Below are 16,450 nucleotides of genomic sequence, written 5' to 3'. Positions count from 1 at the left end.
GGAGGGACACGACCATGCGAGTGCTGGTGACAGTCGTACGGGAGGGGGAGGAGCCGCAGGACGTCCTGGTCAACACGGACGACGCGGCCACCGCCGGCGACGTGGCGGAGGTACTCGCGGCCACGCGGGGAGCCCAGCAGCGGCAGCCGCACGAAGCGGTCCCCTCCGTCGTCGTACCCATGCCGGGCACGACCCTCGACCCCCGCTACAGCTACGCGGACCAGGCACCGGCCGCCCCCACCCTCTGGGCCGACGGCCACCGCTGCGATCCGCGCACCCCGGTGGGCTCCGTGCTGCGCGACGGCATGCGGGTCTCCGTCGACGACTCCATCGGACCGCTGCTGCGCCGGGGCGAGCCGGTCGGCCGCTACGAGGTACGGGTCGCCGCCGGAGCCTCATCCGGCCGGGTGGTCCGGCTGGCCGCCGGGTCCGCGACCATCGGCTCCGCCCCGACCTGCACCCTCGCCGTCGCGGACGGACAACTCCCGCCGCTGGCGGCCAGGTTGGCCGTCGACGTACAGGGCAGGGCCACCATCACGCCCCAGGCCGGCGTGGCTGTCCAGCTGGACGACGTTCCCGTCACCGCCGAACAGGACTGGCCGCTCGGAGGAGTCGTCCGTATCGGCGACTCGCTCCTCATACTCGACGAGGTCGGCGAACCGGACGCCCACCTCTCCGACACCGGCGAAGGCGGCCTCGCGTACAACCGGCCCCCGCGCCTCTCGCCGCTCAGGCCCCGCGCCCGGATCGTCGTCCCCGCGCCGCCGTCCAAGGGCGAACGCGCGCGCTTCCAGCTGATCGCGGCGTTCATGCCGCTGCTCTTCGGCCTCGCCATGTACTTCGTCACCAAGCAGATCTACATGCTGATGTTCTGCCTGATGAGCCCTGTGATGATGCTCGGCCAGTGGATCAGCGACAACCGCGAGGGCAAGAAGAAGAACAAGACATCGGCCAAGCAGTACAAGAAGGACGTCGCCGCGTACGAGGCCGAGCTGGCCAGGGCGGCCAAGGACGAGCAGAACAGACTGCGCGCCCAGAACCCCGACCCGGCCGAGATCCTGCTCTTCGCCACCGGCCCCCGCCGCAGGCTCTGGGAGCGGCGCCTCACCGACCTGGACGTCCTCAGGCTGCGGATCGGCGTCGGCACCGTACCGGCCGACATCGAGCTCGCCCTGGGGCGCGGCGACCACCAGGACGAGGCCCCGGAACCGCCCCGCATCCCGGACGTACCGATCACGCTGCCCTTCCCCGAGATCGGCGTCGTCGGCGTCGCGGGCGACCGGCCCCGCGCCCTCTCGTCGGCCCGCTGGCTCGCCGTACAGGCGGCAGTGCTGCACAGCCCGCGCGAACTCTCCCTGGTCGTCCTCTCATCGGCGCGGGACGCCGCCACCGAGTGGAACTGGGCGCACTGGATCCCGCACACCGCGCCCCAGCAGGGCCAGGACTGTCTGGCCCTCATCGGATCCGACTCCGAGGCCGTAGCCCGGCGGGTCAACGAACTGCTCAACGAGCTCGGCCGCCGCAAGGCCATCCGGGAGAACGCCGGCGGCATGGCGGGGGCGCTCGGCGCCGACCCGCACATCCTCCTCGTACTCGACGGCGCACGGTTGCTGCGCCGGATGGCCGGGGTGCCCCAACTCCTCCAGGAGGGGCCCGCGCTCGGCATCTTCGCGCTCTGCCTGGACGAGGACGAGCGGCTGCTCCCCGAGGAGTGCCGGGCCGTGGTCTGCTGGACCCCCGACTCCGCCGCACATGTGCGGCTGCGCGGCTCGGGCCTCGAACTGGCCGGTGAGGTACTGGCCGACCAGGTGGCCCCGGACTGGTGCGAGCTGCTGGCCCGTTCCCTCGCGCCGGTCCGTGACGTCAGCCGCGACGACGCCGACAGCGGTCTGCCCACCGCGGCCAGGCTGCTCAACCTCATCGGCATGCCCGACCCGACCGGCGACGACATCGAACGCGTCTGGCTGGCCGGCGGCTCCACGACGGCCGCCCCGATCGGTGTCGCGGCCGACGGGCCCTTCGTACTCGACATCCGGCGCGACGGACCGCACGCGCTCGTCGCGGGCACGACCGGCGCCGGCAAGTCCGAACTGCTCCAGACGATCATCGCCTCGCTCGCCGTCGCCAACCGGCCCGACGCCCTCAACTACGTCCTCATCGACTACAAGGGCGGCAGCGCCTTCATGGACTGCGCCCGCCTCCCGCACACCGTCGGCATGGTCAGCGACCTCGACGCGCATCTGACCGAGCGGGCCCTCGCCTCGCTCGCCGCCGAACTGCACCGCCGCGAGACGATCCTCTTCGACACCGGCACCAAGGACATCGAGGACTACAACGACACCCGCAGGCTCCGCCCGGAGCTCGAACCGATGCCCCGACTGGTGCTGGTCATCGACGAGTTCGCCTCGCTCGTCGCCGAACTGCCCGACTTCATCGCGGGGCTGGTCGACATCGCCAGGCGAGGCCGTTCGCTCGGGGTGCACCTGGTGCTCGCCACGCAGCGCCCGGCCGGTGTCGTCAGCGCCGACATCCGGGCCAACACCAACCTCCGGATCGCCCTGCGGGTGACCGACGGAGCCGAGTCGCAGGACGTCATCGACGCGGCGGACGCCGGAGCCATCGCCAAGTCGACGCCCGGCCGCGCCTATGTGCGCTCCGGGGCCCAGTCGCTGGTCGGCGTGCAGTCGGCCCGTATCGGAGGCCGCAGGCCCGCCACCGGCGGCAGCGGGCCCAAGGCGACACTCGCACCGCTCACCTGGCCGATGTACAGCCGGCCCGCGCCCAAGGGTTCGTCCGAGGCGGAGGACGACGGCACGATGGTCACCGACCTCGCCGTACTGGTCGACGCGGTCCGGGCCGGCTCCGAGAAGATGGGCTTCCCCGCCCCACGCAGCCCGTGGCTGCCGCCGCTCGCCGAACACGTCACCCTCGACGAACTGGCCGAATTCGACGGACCTGCCGATCTCCAGGACCCCTCAGGGGCGTACCGGGACGTTCCGCCGATCGGCTACGGACTCACCGACCTGCCCGCCCAGCAGGCCCGCAAGCCGCTCGCGGTCGACCTCGTCCACGGGGAGCACACACTCCTCGTGGGCGGCGCCAGGTCCGGCCGCTCCACGGCGCTGCGCACCCTGGGCGGAGCCATCGGCCGGGAGACCTCCCCGTACGACGTCCATGTGTACGCCATCGACTGCGGCTCCAACGCGCTGCTGCCGCTGGTGCGGATGCCGCACGTCGGGGCCGTCGTCAACCGCGACGAACCCGACCGGGTACGGCGGCTGATCGACCGGCTGCTCGGCGAGATCGCCAGGCGCCAGCAGATGCTCGCCATGGAGGGCGCGTCCAGCGCCGCCGAACAGCGGGCCGGGGCGGCACCCGAAGACCGGCTGCCCTGGATGGTGCTGCTGATCGACAGCTGGGAGGGGTTCGTCTCCACCTTCGAGAACTACAACTACGGCCAGCTCATCGAGCAGGCCCAGCGCATCTTCCGGGAGGGCTCGGCGGCCGGGGTCAAGGTGGTCATGACCGCCGACCGTTCCGGGCTCAGCGGCAATGTCGCGTCGGCCTTCGTCGACCGTCTCGTCATGCGCTTCGCCGACCCGAACGACTACGGCATGGCGGGGCTCCACGCGCGCGAGGTCCCGAAGAACATGCCACCGGGGCGCGCGCTGCGCATCACCGACACCGGCGTCGACGAGACCCAGATCGGCCTGCTCGACGCGGACCCCGCGGGCCAGGCGCAGGTCCGCAGGCTGCGGGAGATCGCCGAGACCGTACAGGCGCAGCACGGAAGGCTCCCGGCCGGCCGCGGCCCGATGCGGGTGGACGCCCTGCCCGCACGTATCACCGCGGAGCAGGCGATGGCCCTCGACCCGGAGGCGGCCCCGGCGTCGCCTCTGTGGGCGCTGCTCTGCGTGGGCGGGGACGAACTGCGGCCGATGGGCGTCGACCTGGTGGAGTCCGGACCCGGATTCGTCATCGCGGGCCCGCCGAAGTCGGGCCGCTCCAACGCCCTGGTCTGCGCGGCGGAGTCGCTGCTGGCCAGGGGCACGCCGCTGGTCCTCATCACCCCGCGCCGCTCGCCGCTGCGGGAGCTGGAGGGGCGGCCGGGTGTGCTGGGCCTGCTCAACGCGGAGCACGACGAGGACGACCTCAACGAGTTGCTGGAGCAAGCGCAGGGGCGTCCGTACGTGGTGGTCGTCGACGACGCGGAACTGCTCTACGACACCGAACTGGACGAGGCCCTGGAGACGGTCGTCAAGAAGGGCGCGGACGGCGACCACGGGCTGATCGCCGCAGGTACGACGGACTCGCTGTCCTCGCAGTACCGGGGCTTCGCCACGGAGTCCCGGAAGTCCCGCAACGGCCTGCTGCTGACCCCGCAGACCCCGCAGGAGGGCGAGCTCTTCAGCATCCGCCTGCCGTCGAACTCCGGCGCGGGACCCGTGGGCAGCGGTCTTCTGGTGGCGGGCGGCACGATGACACCGGTCCAGGGGGTGCTGCGGGGATGAGCCGGGGGCCCGGGACGACGGGATACCGGCCCGGCTGTGACGCGGGGCTGAGTCCGGGGTCGGGGGGCGGCTGAGCGCGGGGCCCGGGACAACAGGAAGCCGGGGCGGTCACCTCATCAGGTGTCCGCCCCGGCTTCCTGCGTACAGCCGGCCGTACAGCCGACCTCGATCAGGTGGCGCGCTCGATGTTGTCGGCGCTGGTGTTCGCCGACTTGTGGGCGTCGGCCAGCGTCTCGACCCACTTCTCGAAGGTGGGGCGGACGTTCTCCCAGTCACTGCGGAACCGGTCGGCCTTCGGGCCCTTCCAGTAGCCGGTGCTGCCGGACGTCGCCGTGTTCAGGCTCTTGATGAGCTTGTGAAGGTCAGTCGAGCTGTGCTGGAACTTCTTGGCCAAGTCCCGGAGTTGACTAAGATCTGCACCGCGATCCATCGCGATCCTCCCCGTTGTCACTGAGGTAAACGGACTATCCGTTTGCAACAGTGGACGCTACCGCACAGCGGCCAGTTCCCGTAAAGGGTCTTAGGGCTTCGGGGTGGCCGGAGTTGGGCGAATGCCATCCGGCGCGACGGATGGGAATTTTGTCCAGATTGGGTTGGAGTGGCGTCATAAAACGTAGTGCTGTCGGCACCACTCCGGGAGCGTGCGCAACAAGTCCGTACGCCGGGTAGTGCACGTCCTTGAACTGCGCTTTGCCCCCTCTTGGAGTCCGTCTATGCTTGTCGGCAGTCTGTGAGACAGCGGGGGAGCTGCAATGGGTAATCCGGACATCCAGGAACTAAATTCGCGCGCCGCGTCCCTGAGGTCGCTGGCCGACCACATCGATTCGCTGGTCGACTCGCCGCACACTCAGAGCACCACAGTGATGAAGACGTGGGCCGGGCCGAACGCCGACCATGTGCGTGGAAAGCTGAAGAGCTGGCGGACCACCTGCACCACGGTCGCGAAGTCGCTGCGCGAGGAGGCTCACAAGGCCTCGCAGTCCGCCAAGGACCTGCAGAATCCAAAAAAGTGAGCCGTGCGGCCGTCAGGCCCCGGGGAGGACGAGACATGCCTTCGTACGACAGTTCCCGAGGCCGCCTGCGCCTGGCCGACCGCCACATCGGTGTCTTCGCACACCTGCTGGACGGCGAGACCCCGCCGGACGAGCTGTGGCCCTCCCTGGTCGAGCTCCAGCAGATCGGCCTGGTCGGCGAGGAGGGCGAACTGGCCCCGCTGATGCGCGACCTGCTCGGCGCGCTCGCCGACCCGATGGTCATGATCACGGTCGAGGTCACGGGCGAGCACGGCCCGGTCAACCACGGCGTCATCGTCGGCCAGAACGCGGTCATCTCCCACGACGGCTGGCCCGGCGACGAGGAGTCCGAGTACGTACCACTGGAGCCGAGCACGCTGGTCTGGGAGCTGGCCCGGAAGGTGAACCTCCGCAGCGGCGACAGCGAGACGCCGGCGGTCGACCGGATAGAGACGTCGATGGGCGCCCTGGACGCCGCCTTCGTGGCGCTGGGCGAGGGCGACGGAGTCGACGAGGACGCGACACGCGCCCTGGTGCGCAAGGCCCTGGTGGCGGCCGACAGCAGCCTGAAGGACCCGGGCCTGGCTCAGTTCACGGACCTCGTCCTCGCCATGAACGCGACCTGGCGCATCACCACGGCCTGGGACGGCAACCACGAGGGCGAACGCTCCGCGATGCTCCGCGCCCTCGCGGTCTGGGACTGCGGCCCCCGGGGCTACTGGATCCGCGAAAAGCCCGAGGAGCCGATCCTGCCCGGTCAGGTGACCCCGGAAAGCGCGCTGGTACTGGTCCGCTCAAACGCGGGAGAGATCTGGGAGAAGCTGGCGGACCTGCTGCCGGACAAGACGGATCTGATCGACGAGAGCTGAAGCCCGAAAGGCAGGATCGGGGCGGAATCAGGATTTTCCTGGATCGGGGATCGTTAAAAGAAAGCCGAGCGAACTGAATCGTGAGAACCGTTAACCCTGCCGACCTGGACCAGCTCGCCCGGCTCTTTGATGGTCGCGGTGGCGTCACGGACAAGATTGACGAGGCTTTCACTAGAGCGTCCCGGCTTGGGGTGACTGGTCATCTGAGCGCTCTGAAACCGATGCGTCCGTGGGCAGTTGAGACTGCACCAGACCTGCGGAAGCGTGCTGCGGTCGCGCGCCTCGAGAGCGGGGATCCGAACGCTGGAGTCCAATGGGCTGGGTTCAGTGTCAAGGAAATCGCGAAGGCGGGGTTGATGTTCAAGGCCCCTGATGTTCTTCTGCTGATTGACGCCGTAGCCTTGAGTGACGATCGCGAGTCCTCCGTCTTTCGACGCAAGTCGAATGAATCCCTGGACCACTGGGTGGACCGTATTCGGGCTCACGCCTTGGCTTCGATTCCAGGCCTTGGACCATACGAAAACGAAATCGCTGAGATTCTCGGTGACGTCGGTGACGTAATGGGTGTGCTCTCGCATAGTGGAGTTGCGCTTTATCGGGCCCAATCCATCACCAAAGTCCTTATTGGGAACTCGGTTGCCCGCGGTTGGCTCAAACCGGCAAGCCTATGGACTGCGGCAAAACTCCAAAATTTCCCGGAACGCTATACCTGGATGCCCGCCCGCGTAGCGCGTTGGGGAGAAAATTTGGAGGAATGGAATCCAGCTATTCGTTCTCTGTCCTACCCGGGTAGCTGGCTGCCCAGTCACCTTGCCGCGTTGGGCTCTGGAAGTAGGGCCTATACAGATGCGAATCGAATTCCATTTGTCAGTGGGTTGATTGGTGATCAAATCGGACTCGGTGTGAATTATTTACGCCGAAGTAGTGCAATGACTTCCCCGATTGTTTTCAACGTGACCGGCAACAAAGTAATCGACTTTCTTGTCGGATCAGATCGGCTTGCCTCCATTTATGGAGGGCTCACGCATTCTGGGCAGATTCCTCGTAGGGCTGTTCAGGCCAGCCTGTACCAGATTGGAAAGAATGTTTACAAAGACGCTCGGGTGGTAGGTGGCGGCCGCATGGGCGCCCTGGTTGATAGCCTCAAGGTGACGGGTAAGGCTGGTGGGTTTCTTCGCGCGACCGGTGTGTTCGGTGGTGTCTATTCAACGGCTTACAGTGCGGTCAACGTGTACAAGCAGGGAAACCCTCGCGCGCACTTCGATAACAGAGAGGCAGGAGCCTCATATGTCGCAGATTGGGCTGAGCTTGGATTCAATGCTTCTTCCACCTGGGCCATGGTAAGTCCTAATCAGTACACCGTTGGCGCCACTGCCGTGACAGGGGCCGTCTGGGCCGGTGCCAAAGTGGTCGAGCACTGGGACGATGTTAAAAAGGGAGCTCACGCCACCCGCGATTGGATTAAGGATAAGTCGTCTGGCGCGGTTTCAAAATTGGCAGGCGGCATAAATTCATTTGCTGCGGCCGGCGGCGCTCTGAACCTCCTGTGAGATGTGAAGACATGAGTGTATTCGAATTCGAACTTGAACCCGTGAGAAATGATCGCGGTCATGGATACCGTGGCCAGGTGGGAAAATTCGGGGACGTAGATGTGTTCCGTGACGTCAGACCGCTGAGGCATGAGTCGCGGAGGCAGGCCGCATTGCATGGCCTCCAGTTCCCGGACACCTTGTTCAGCGGAGGGGCTGGAAACATCCCGTCATTGGACGGTGGGTGGCTACGCGTCGATGGGGATATTGTCGACTTGAACTTGAAAATAAATGGTCTACGTCGAGGCGGCAGATGGCTGGAGATGAAGCATCGCCAACACATCTACGAATACATGATCATGAAAAAAGAAGCTCACCTTCGCAGGGGTGAGGATGTAGCCATCGCGATGAGGCGAGGCAGCTATGTGCCTAATGTCGGCGGGACCAGGATCGGTCGAGTGAATGGCGACGCCAACGCTACGGACCTCGCGATCGCGATTATCATGGAAACGGTGGACACTTCGGCGTTGTCGACGCTCGACGCTTTGCTTGCAGCTCCTGTGAACTTTCTCTTCCGGCGTCGGCAAGACGGAGGATCAGAATGGTAGTCCGTGTCAGTGATGAGCCGAGAGTTCCGATCCTTGATCGAAAACTGATGTACGTAGCCCATGGATGCGTGGGCGAGGGCGCCTGATCAACATTCGTTAGGCATTGCCCGGTGGATCGTTGCCCAAGATCTTTGAGGCAGGGTTTCGTAGTCCCGCGCATGCCGCCGGGTTTGCAACTCGAGCGGATGCCCAGGTCGGCATCATTCTGGAACACACCGGTCTGGTAATCGCCATCCGCCTAAACGCTTGTCGCGGTGAGACGCGTGACAGCCAACTCGTCCAGTAGCTGTTTCCGACCGGCCGATCATGCACCGTGGCAATCGTGACGGGGGCCGAGAACTGGGTCGACAGTTAGCACGGCAAGTACGGCCGACGACGGTCACCTCCGCGCGGTGAGGCGTACGGACGTGCCACATCCTCCGTCTACTGCGTTGACGACTCCAATGGCTGCCCAGGAAGAGTCGTCCCAGACAGCGCGTCACGCTGGTCGAAGACCCAGCCGGGTAGTTGGCCCCAGGGCTGGTCGGTTCGGCCGTCAGTCCCGGGGGGCGGGAGCGCTACTTCACGCGCTCATGAGCCGGCGCGAGGGTCAGAACCAGCTCATGGGATTCGCGTGTTTGGCAAGACTCTTCGCGCCGTTCGCGATGCCAGATCCGACCTTCTTGGCCTTGTCTCCCACCCAGTCCGCGGCCTTCCCGGCACCCTTCTTGATGTCGTCCCAGTGTTCGACGACCTTGGCGCCACCGTAGATAAGTCCTGTTCCGACGGCGAGGCCGATGGTGATCGGGTTCGGGGCGATCATGGCGGCCGTCATGGAGGCGTTGAAGCCCACCTCGGCGACGTCCGCGACGTAACCCGCGCCCTTCTTCTTGAAGGCCGTGACGGGATTGCCCTGCGCGATCACGTTCGCCGCGCTGAACACGGTCGACGCCGCGCTTCCGGCGATGCCCAGGCCGCGCATGGCCCCGGTGACCTTGCTGGCGGCCCCGAGGCCCTTGGTCAGTGATGCGGTGCGGCTGAGGCTGGCGAGGCGTCCGTCCTTGAAGGCGTTGGCGCCGACTCTGATCAGGTTCGCGTTGCCGGCCCGGCTGACCGCCTGGCCGGCGTGGGTGAGACCGCCGTATTTGGCGGCCAACTCATCCGAACCCACAAGGAAGTTGATGGCCTTGTTGACCGTCACGCCCTTCCAGATGGGCGAATCCATGAAGTTCAGCCCGCGCGCCGCGTCGTAGGCGGTGCCGGTCCAGTCACCCACCATGCCCCGGGTGCCGGGGATCTTCTGCGCGAACTGGCTGAGTTTGCTGGGGAACCAGCTGCCGGGCGCACCCAGTGAGCGGATCTTCGGGGCGTAGTTGATGATCTTGTTGCCGGACCACTTCAGCAGGCTGTTGTTGCGGCCCGCGAGCACCGTGCCGATCCGGTTCTTCCAGGGGACGAGCACGCCCGACTTCAGCGAGTTGCCGATCAGGACCTTGGTCAGCGCCGCACCCTGCATTGTGACCGTGGCCGTGGTGCCGCCGACCGACTTCCAGTCGCCGTAGAGATCGAGAATGGAGACGATCGTCGCGGCGTGCGGTGCGAGCCCCGGTATCTGTTCCAGGGCGTGCGCCTTGATGCGGCTGATCCAGTCGTTCAGTGACTCGTTGGACTGCCTCTTGAACGCGTCCGCCTTTGGATCGTCGCTCGCCGCAACCGAGTTGGCCAGCAGGATCTCGTCGGGTGTGAGCCCTTTTCCGTTGTGTTCCTTGAGGTACTTGGCGAGGTCCTTGGGGGAGAAGCCGGCCCACCGCGCACCGGCCTCGGGGTCACCGCTTTCGAGGCGGGCGATCGAGGCGCGCTTCCGGAGATCGGGACCGGTGTCCTTGACCCAGGACCGCAGAGGTTTGAGGGAGGTGAGGTGACTGGTGACGCCGAGATTCGACGCCCGGGTAAACGCCTCGTCAAGTTTGTCCTCTACGCCACCTTTGCCATCGATGAGCTTGGCAAGATGATCGAGGTCATCCGGATTGGCCATCCGCATGGCTTCTGTCCCCCTCAGAACTGTCTGCTGCTGTTCCCGGAACTGCTCGCGTCCGGGCGGCCAGGATATCCGCGGGGCCGCGTCGACACATCGGACGCCGACGGAACATCCACGGTTCCTGCCCCGTTACGGATTGCCCTGTTCCGGCCCTACTTGTCGCCGACGAGAGTAAATGCGAAGGCCAGGCGGCGGTCGATCCAGTCGGCCTCGATGGTCATCTCATTGCTCCCCTCGGAGACCATCACCACGTCGTCACCGGCCCGCCATTCCAGGGTGCGGGGGCGCATGGGCTGGTCACCGCCGTCCCCGCCTCCGTCGAGTACGGAAGTCACCAGCCCCAGAGTGGCCTTGATGGCGACGCGCGCCACCCGCTCCGTCTTGGAGTCGCCGCCGGCCAGTTCGTTGCGGCCGACGATCTCCGGATGTCCGGGCTGGTCGATACGCCAGGTGTGCCGGAACGGCTTCTTGGACGGCGGGACACGGCGCAGGGTGCCGATCACCTGCCCCTGGCTGTCGCGTACGACGTGATGGCGCTCGTCGCCCACTTCCTCGGGGGCGTCGACCGAGCAGAGCAATCGCCGGTTCTCCGCGTCCTCGTACAGGGTGTGGTCGCCGGCCGGGGACTCCGTACCGAACTGGGCGGTGCGCGCCAGATACGCGCAGGGCACGTTGACCGGGAATTCGAGCCCCCCCTGCGGTACGCGGAGTGCGCGCGGCCCGCTGACGGCCTTCTTCCGCTTATGGGTGGCAGGGCGTTCCACGATGCCGACGATGAACTTCCCGACGGTCGCCCAGTCGACAGGCTCCATCACGGGCTCCTCGGCCTTCTTCCCCTTGCCGAACGCCACCGTTACCTCCAGGACCGAACTGACGGGCGAGACGGTCCGACCCTAACGGCTGGGGGAGGGGGGCGGGGTGGGCGGCCGGGCGGGGGCCGTGCGGTGCGGGTGCCCGTGGGCACGGCCCTCAGGAAAGCGGAAGGCCGCGGCGCGGTGGGTTGAGCAGCTGTGCGTCAGAGCCAGTTCATTGGGTTCGCGTGCTCGGCAAGATGGTCCAGATCATCTGGATTCGCCATCCTCATTTTTCTATTTGTCACCGACAAGGGCGAATGCGAAGGCCAGGCGTCGATCTACCCACTCGGCCCTGACTGTGATTTCGCGGCTCCCTTCCGACATCATCACTATCTTTTCCTCCGCACGCCACTCAAGAGTCCGGGGGTTTGTCGGCTGATCGCTGTTGCCGCCAGCGATGTCGGCCACCAGGCCGGTCACGAACCCGAAGGCGACCCGCGTCGCGGCCCGTCCGACAACCTCTTTTGTGGATTCGCCACTGGCCCACTCGTTGCGCCCCACGATCTCCGGGTGTCCCGGCTGATCGATACGCCAGGTGTGCCGAAAGGGCCGCTTGGGTGGAATACGGCGCAAGGTGCCGATGGAGTGCCCCTGTGAGTCGTGCACAACATGATGACGCTCACCGTTCACCTCTGTGGGAGCGCCCACGTAACACAACAGGCTCTGAGCCTCGGGGTCTTCATACAACGTGAGATGGCTGCGGGAGGGGCCTGCGGCCGGGCGGGAGGCCGGAGCGAGGTACGCGCAAGGGGCATTGACCCGGTACTCCATGCTCCCCTTGGGAACGCGTACCGCGCGCAGGCCGTACACGGCCCTCTTGCGCTTGGTGGTCTCGGGACGCTCCACGGTGTCGATGATGAACTTGTGGACGTTCGCCCACGCGACGGGCTCTACCGGCGGCTCCACTGCCCTCTTGGCCTTGCCGAACGCCACCGTTACCTCCTGGGCCGAACCTCGGACGAGAGGATTTGACTCTACCGGCAGGGATTCACGCCGAGTTGGTCTGCGGATTCGTCACCAGGTGCACTCGGTGTGGTTCGGCTTGAACGATGCCTTGTGGGTCAGAAACCAGGCGTTGTCACCTGAGCCGTCGCGTTCGCCAGGGCCGTGAGAAAAGCGGTGCGGTCCCGGGTGGCGATCAGTAGTGATTCCCCCTGACGAGTGGAGATCGTCACGCTGTCCATGCCCATCGGGACGGCCCAGCCGCCGCCGACCAGCCGAGGGCCGGCGCGCTCGGCCGAGCGCAGGCCGGGGACCGGTGCGTCGATGGTGGCTGTTGATGCCGCGTAGCGCTCGACCGGTGTCGGTGCGGCGCCCTGGAGGGCGGCCTGGACCGATACCGGGTCCAGGGTGGCGAGCGGAATGCGCTCGCGGCCCACCCGCAGGGTCTCTCCGTCGATGTGGATGCGCTGATAGATGGCCTTGGAGACCGGGACGGCCAGGCAGGGCAGCAGGAGAAGGAGGAACAGTGCTGAAAGCCCCAGCCACAGGCCGATTTCTTCCGGAATGGTGTCCACGCCCATATAGGCGATCCCCGCCAGGTAGAGAGAGACGCAGATGGTCGACCAGGTCTTGGGGGACTTTTCCAGATACATGGCGCTTGGTTCTGCCTCAGTGATTGACGATAGTGGAGGTGGTTGACGACGCCGGATCGGATCGTGCCGGGGCGGGGACGTAAATTGCTCTCGCCGGGGCCCATTAGCGGTTGATGGCCTGGATTTCGTCGACTGTTACGTCCTGGGTGGTGCCGAAGGTGCCGTCAGGGAGGCCCTTCGGGGCGGGTTGCCCGGTGCCGGTCCAGCTGATCTTCCATGTGATGGTTGCCTTCAGCTTGTACGGGCCGTTGCCGCCCGAAGCGCGAAGGTAAGTGAGGCCGCAGGGCGGGGTCTTGTCCGCGTCGCCCTTTACGTAGGGGGTGCCGATCGAACCATCGCCGTTGAAGGTGCATTCGCCGGAACCCGGATAGGTCTCGGCATCCGAGGTGCCCGGTTCGAGCTTCAAGGAGACAGGCTTGGCCACTGTTGTGGCCTCAATGCCGAGAACGGGTACGGAGGCTGTGACAGATACAGGTTTGAAATCTGATTTATCCAGCCAAGCCCAAGTTGGGAGGTTAACTTTTGTGGCGTTGCTAGGGGCCATATCTACTTTGGTCCCTGGAACCCGGACTTCGGCATAGGCGAGGTGCGCAAGAATTTCCGGTGTTACTGCCTCGGCGGTGGGCGGAGGTGCCCCCTTGTCTACCCAGAAGTCCGGCTCGTCGCAAGCGTCCCAGCCTGGAGGAAAGTTTTCGTTGGCGAACGATGTCCACCAGTAGCCATCATCCGCCTTGCTGAGGTTGAAGTTTTTGTACGGGTGACCGTCCACATATCGCTTGCGCTGCTGGGCATCCCACTCAGGACCGGTTGACTCGGCTTCCCAAATGGGCTCCTCGTATGCCTTGAACTGGGCGGCGGTGTATTTCGGTGCATACCAACAGGCCGGCGGCGTCCATGTCCCTGCCGCCGCGAGCGGACCGGCAGTTGGGCCGGTTCCGTTCTTGGACCGATCGAACGCGATGCCGCTCGCGGACGCCGCGATGGTCCCGTGGTTGCCTTCGTTCTTGGAGCTACCGCTTGCGGGGTTCGAGTTTTCCCGGCCTCCACCCGGCACGGTGACTCCGGCAGAGGCGTAGGGTGCCGCAGCAGCCAGAAGAAGTCCGGAAAGCGCACAGGCTACGCATACCGATCTGGTCATTTCACGCATGAGGCATCCCCTGCGGTTGAAACGATCTGACTGGTCTGCCACACGCCATCACTGTTCTTCACGAGTCCAGTCCGGTAAAGGATGAAATCATTCTTAGAGGGTGCCGTAGTGATGATCTTCCCGGTCTTGATCTTCTTTGAATATGCCTTGCTCTCATCCGCACAGAAGGTGAGGGAAGCGGACTTACCGGACTCGATGGTCGCGTGTCGATTGAAGTACGAGATCGAGCCTGTGATCGAGAGATCGGCTTTCTTGAACTTTTCGACCCAACTCGACGACTCCACCAGTGCTTTACCAGTGTTGTAGAAGTTCAGGGCTGCGTATTTGGGATCTGTGCCGCCGACCGCCCCGTTGATTGCGCGCATGCGTTCCGCGCCGTCCGACAGAACGGCGTCCTTGGTGGGGTCCCCCGTGTTCGCCTGCTCGAAGGTCATTTTCAGATCGGACGGCAGAGTGACCTTCGGGCGCCCAGGGGCGTCGCTCGAAGCCGAAGCGCTCGGCGAAGCCGACTTCGACGCCCCTTGGTCCGCGCCCGCGATCTTGTCCGAGTCCTTCGGCTTGTTGTCACCGCCCCCGTCGCACGCGGTGAGGAGGAGTGCCGCTGCGGTCGCGAGTGCGGCGGCAGCGGGCAAGGATCGGCGGTTCACTGGCGACTCCCGGTGAGGGCTGTTGCGGGTTGAGTGAATTGACGCTATCCGGGACGTACTTGGTTTCACCAGAGCGAACTCGCGGTGCGGGCCGTGAGACAGGTGATGATTGGGATGAATGGTGCGTGCGTCAGGGCGTGGTGGGCCGATCCCGACAGCTGTTGCCTGTGGCTCTACGGGGCCCGGGCGCCTCGGGCCGGGGTGAAGGTTCCGGCTTGATTACGCTTGGTTCACGCTTCATCTATATGCGGCGGCGCGTCCGCTCCGTTGCACCCGGCCGGTGCGCGCTCCGTGTTCGCGCCGGGGTTCGCGCCGGATTCGCACCGAAGCGCCTGTGTCCCGCGCCTCCCGGGACGGCCCAGTTGTGACGGTGATCCACACATCCGTAACCGCCCCTCTTTGCGGGTGCATCCGTCGCGCCCCGTCGGCGGGCAGCCTGGAGGGCTCTGATTCGGTCGGACCCGGGAAGCCTTGGCGGGTGCAACCGCCGATCCCTTGTTGTGCAGTGTCTACGGGGAAATCTCGTGAAACTTTGAGGGGCTCGCAAGGACCGTCGATTCTGACCGGTTTGGACCGATCCTGACGATGCGCGTGAAGTTCGCGATCCTTATCTCGTCTTGAGGCGCTTATGTGCTGCTGCTACGGTGCGATGACTTGACAGCCTCCGGTGTCCTGGGGATCGGAACCGGATGAATGGCGGCGAAGTCGACTCGCTTATGGCGTGCACGTCATGGCGACCTGGCGTCGTAGTGATCCAGCCACATCAGCCACACCAGTCACATCAGCCACACCAGTCACATCAGCCAGATCAGTTACAACCAGCCAGATCAGCTACACCAGCCACACCAGTCGCAGAGAACATTCGGGGGAGAAGCGGCGTGAAGGTCCAGGAGCGCACGGGTGCAGGCAACCACAGGGTTCCCTCACCCGCCCAGCCGTCCGGTGAACGGCTTCCCACGGTCGCCCGGGAACGTAAGCCCGCTCTCGCCGCTCTCGCCGTCCTCCTGATCCTCGTCGGCGCGCTGGGAGCCACCGTGCTGGTGCTGCGCGCCGGGAACCGTATCGAGGTCGCCAAGCTGACGCGTGACGTCGAGGCCGGCGCGGCCATCAAGGACAGCGACGTCACCTCGGTGATGGTCGCCGACGACGACTCGATCCACTACATCAAGTGGAGCCAGCTCGGCCAGGTCGAGAAGACCCTCACCGCCAAGAGCGCCCTCTCCCACGGCTCCCTCCTGGTCGGCGAGATGTTCACCGGCGCGAAGGGCACCCCCGCGGGCAAGGCCGTCGTCGGGCTCTCCCTCAAGGACGGTCAGTACCCCGTCGGCATCAAGGTCGGCGACACCGTCACCATCTACCGGGTGGGCGACCGCAGCGGCTCCAGCAGCTCCGGCAACAGCAACAGCCAGTCCGGCTCGTCCGGCAGCACCGGTTCCTCCGGCGGCGGCATCATCGTGGACCGGGCCACCGTGAGCCACGCCGACTCACCCAACGCCTCCACCATCAGCAGCGGCAACCTCGCGGTCACCGTCCTGGTCGACAAAGCCGACGCCGCGGCCCTCTCACAGGCCGCGTCCGCGGGGGAGGCCGCGATCGTCTCGGTGCCCTCCCACGACGGCTGACCGACGCCCACAGAGGCCCCCACAGGACCCTCAGAGGA

At 65.9% G+C, this 16,450-nt stretch carries 13 protein-coding genes; 6 read left to right on the top strand and 7 right to left on the bottom strand.

Going from position 1 to position 16,450, the window contains the following annotated elements:
• Positions 1-14: 14 nt before the first annotated feature.
• Complete coding sequence (locus tag ACWGKJ_RS02660; RefSeq protein ID WP_385018595.1) at positions 15-4,511, top strand: FtsK/SpoIIIE domain-containing protein; 4,497 nt, start codon at positions 15-17, stop codon at positions 4,509-4,511.
• Between the two features lie 169 nt (positions 4,512-4,680).
• On the opposite strand, the gene ACWGKJ_RS02655 is transcribed toward ACWGKJ_RS02660, so the two are convergent.
• A complete protein-coding gene (locus ACWGKJ_RS02655; RefSeq protein ID WP_328319006.1) occupies positions 4,681-4,941 on the bottom strand; it encodes a WXG100 family type VII secretion target in 261 nt (86 codons plus the stop codon).
• A 322-nt stretch (positions 4,942-5,263) separates the two neighbouring features.
• Between ACWGKJ_RS02655 and ACWGKJ_RS02650 the strand changes: the two genes are divergently transcribed.
• The 4 genes from ACWGKJ_RS02650 (at position 5,264) to ACWGKJ_RS02635 (ending at position 8,530) form a co-directional block, all read left to right on the top strand.
• A complete protein-coding gene (locus ACWGKJ_RS02650; protein ID WP_385018597.1) occupies positions 5,264-5,524 on the top strand; it encodes a WXG100 family type VII secretion target in 261 nt (86 codons plus the stop codon).
• Between the two features lie 35 nt (positions 5,525-5,559).
• Entirely contained in the window at positions 5,560-6,393 is an 834-nt protein-coding gene (locus ACWGKJ_RS02645; protein ID WP_385018599.1) for a hypothetical protein, read from the top strand.
• Between the two features lie 356 nt (positions 6,394-6,749).
• Positions 6,750-7,943, top strand: coding sequence for a PE-PGRS family protein (locus ACWGKJ_RS02640; RefSeq protein ID WP_385018601.1), 1,194 nt, complete (start codon positions 6,750-6,752; stop codon positions 7,941-7,943).
• An 11-nt stretch (positions 7,944-7,954) separates the two neighbouring features.
• Positions 7,955-8,530, top strand: a complete 576-nt coding sequence (locus tag ACWGKJ_RS02635) for a hypothetical protein (protein WP_385018603.1) — start codon at positions 7,955-7,957, stop codon at positions 8,528-8,530.
• A 589-nt stretch (positions 8,531-9,119) separates the two neighbouring features.
• Here ACWGKJ_RS02635 and ACWGKJ_RS02630 read toward each other — a convergent pair.
• From ACWGKJ_RS02630 to ACWGKJ_RS02605, 6 genes are all read right to left on the bottom strand, one after another.
• Positions 9,120-10,550 carry a PE-PGRS family protein gene (locus ACWGKJ_RS02630; protein WP_385018605.1) on the bottom strand — a complete coding sequence of 477 codons (1,431 nt, stop codon included), beginning with the start codon at positions 10,548-10,550 and terminating at the stop codon, positions 9,120-9,122.
• A 149-nt stretch (positions 10,551-10,699) separates the two neighbouring features.
• Positions 10,700-11,398: a hypothetical protein gene (locus ACWGKJ_RS02625; protein WP_385018607.1), complete on the bottom strand. Its 699-nt coding sequence runs from the start codon at positions 11,396-11,398 to the stop codon at positions 10,700-10,702.
• A gap of 237 nt (positions 11,399-11,635) precedes the next feature.
• Complete coding sequence (locus tag ACWGKJ_RS02620; protein WP_385018609.1) at positions 11,636-12,334, bottom strand: hypothetical protein; 699 nt, start codon at positions 12,332-12,334, stop codon at positions 11,636-11,638.
• Between the two features lie 128 nt (positions 12,335-12,462).
• The gene (locus ACWGKJ_RS02615) at positions 12,463-12,996 is read right to left on the bottom strand and encodes a hypothetical protein (RefSeq protein ID WP_385018611.1); all 534 of its coding nucleotides are present in this window, start codon (positions 12,994-12,996) and stop codon (positions 12,463-12,465) included.
• 103 nt (positions 12,997-13,099) lie between these two features.
• Positions 13,100-14,143, bottom strand: a complete 1,044-nt coding sequence (locus tag ACWGKJ_RS02610) for a hypothetical protein (protein ID WP_385018613.1) — start codon at positions 14,141-14,143, stop codon at positions 13,100-13,102.
• Positions 14,131-14,790, bottom strand: coding sequence for a hypothetical protein (locus tag ACWGKJ_RS02605; RefSeq protein WP_385018615.1), 660 nt, complete (start codon positions 14,788-14,790; stop codon positions 14,131-14,133). Before ACWGKJ_RS02605 ends, ACWGKJ_RS02610 begins: the two co-directional genes overlap by 13 nt.
• Positions 14,791-15,668: 878 nt before the next feature.
• Between ACWGKJ_RS02605 and ACWGKJ_RS02600 the strand changes: the two genes are divergently transcribed.
• Positions 15,669-16,412, top strand: coding sequence for a hypothetical protein (locus ACWGKJ_RS02600; protein WP_385018617.1), 744 nt, complete (start codon positions 15,669-15,671; stop codon positions 16,410-16,412).
• Positions 16,413-16,450 lie beyond the last annotated feature (38 nt).

Source organism: Streptomyces sp. NPDC054757 (assembly GCF_053612185.1).
Note: the sequence above shows the minus strand (reverse complement) of the source record. Positions and strands in the feature narration are given on the sequence as shown.

Bases quoted from the DNA above. Each gene is read 5' to 3' on its own strand.
- ACWGKJ_RS02645 (WP_385018599.1), top strand. From the start codon at position 5,560: ATGCCTTCGTACGACAGTTCCCGAGGCCGCCTGCGCCTGGCCGACCGC.
- ACWGKJ_RS02610 (WP_385018613.1), bottom strand. From the start codon at position 14,143: ATGCGTGAAATGACCAGATCGGTATGCGTAGCCTGTGCGCTTTCCGGA.
- ACWGKJ_RS02615 (WP_385018611.1), bottom strand. From the start codon at position 12,996: ATGTATCTGGAAAAGTCCCCCAAGACCTGGTCGACCATCTGCGTCTCT.
- ACWGKJ_RS02660 (WP_385018595.1), top strand. From the start codon at position 15: ATGCGAGTGCTGGTGACAGTCGTACGGGAGGGGGAGGAGCCGCAGGAC.
- ACWGKJ_RS02655 (WP_328319006.1), bottom strand. From the start codon at position 4,941: ATGGATCGCGGTGCAGATCTTAGTCAACTCCGGGACTTGGCCAAGAAG.
- ACWGKJ_RS02650 (WP_385018597.1), top strand. From the start codon at position 5,264: ATGGGTAATCCGGACATCCAGGAACTAAATTCGCGCGCCGCGTCCCTG.
- ACWGKJ_RS02640 (WP_385018601.1), top strand. From the start codon at position 6,750: ATGTTCAAGGCCCCTGATGTTCTTCTGCTGATTGACGCCGTAGCCTTG.
- ACWGKJ_RS02635 (WP_385018603.1), top strand. From the start codon at position 7,955: ATGAGTGTATTCGAATTCGAACTTGAACCCGTGAGAAATGATCGCGGT.
- ACWGKJ_RS02630 (WP_385018605.1), bottom strand. From the start codon at position 10,550: ATGCGGATGGCCAATCCGGATGACCTCGATCATCTTGCCAAGCTCATC.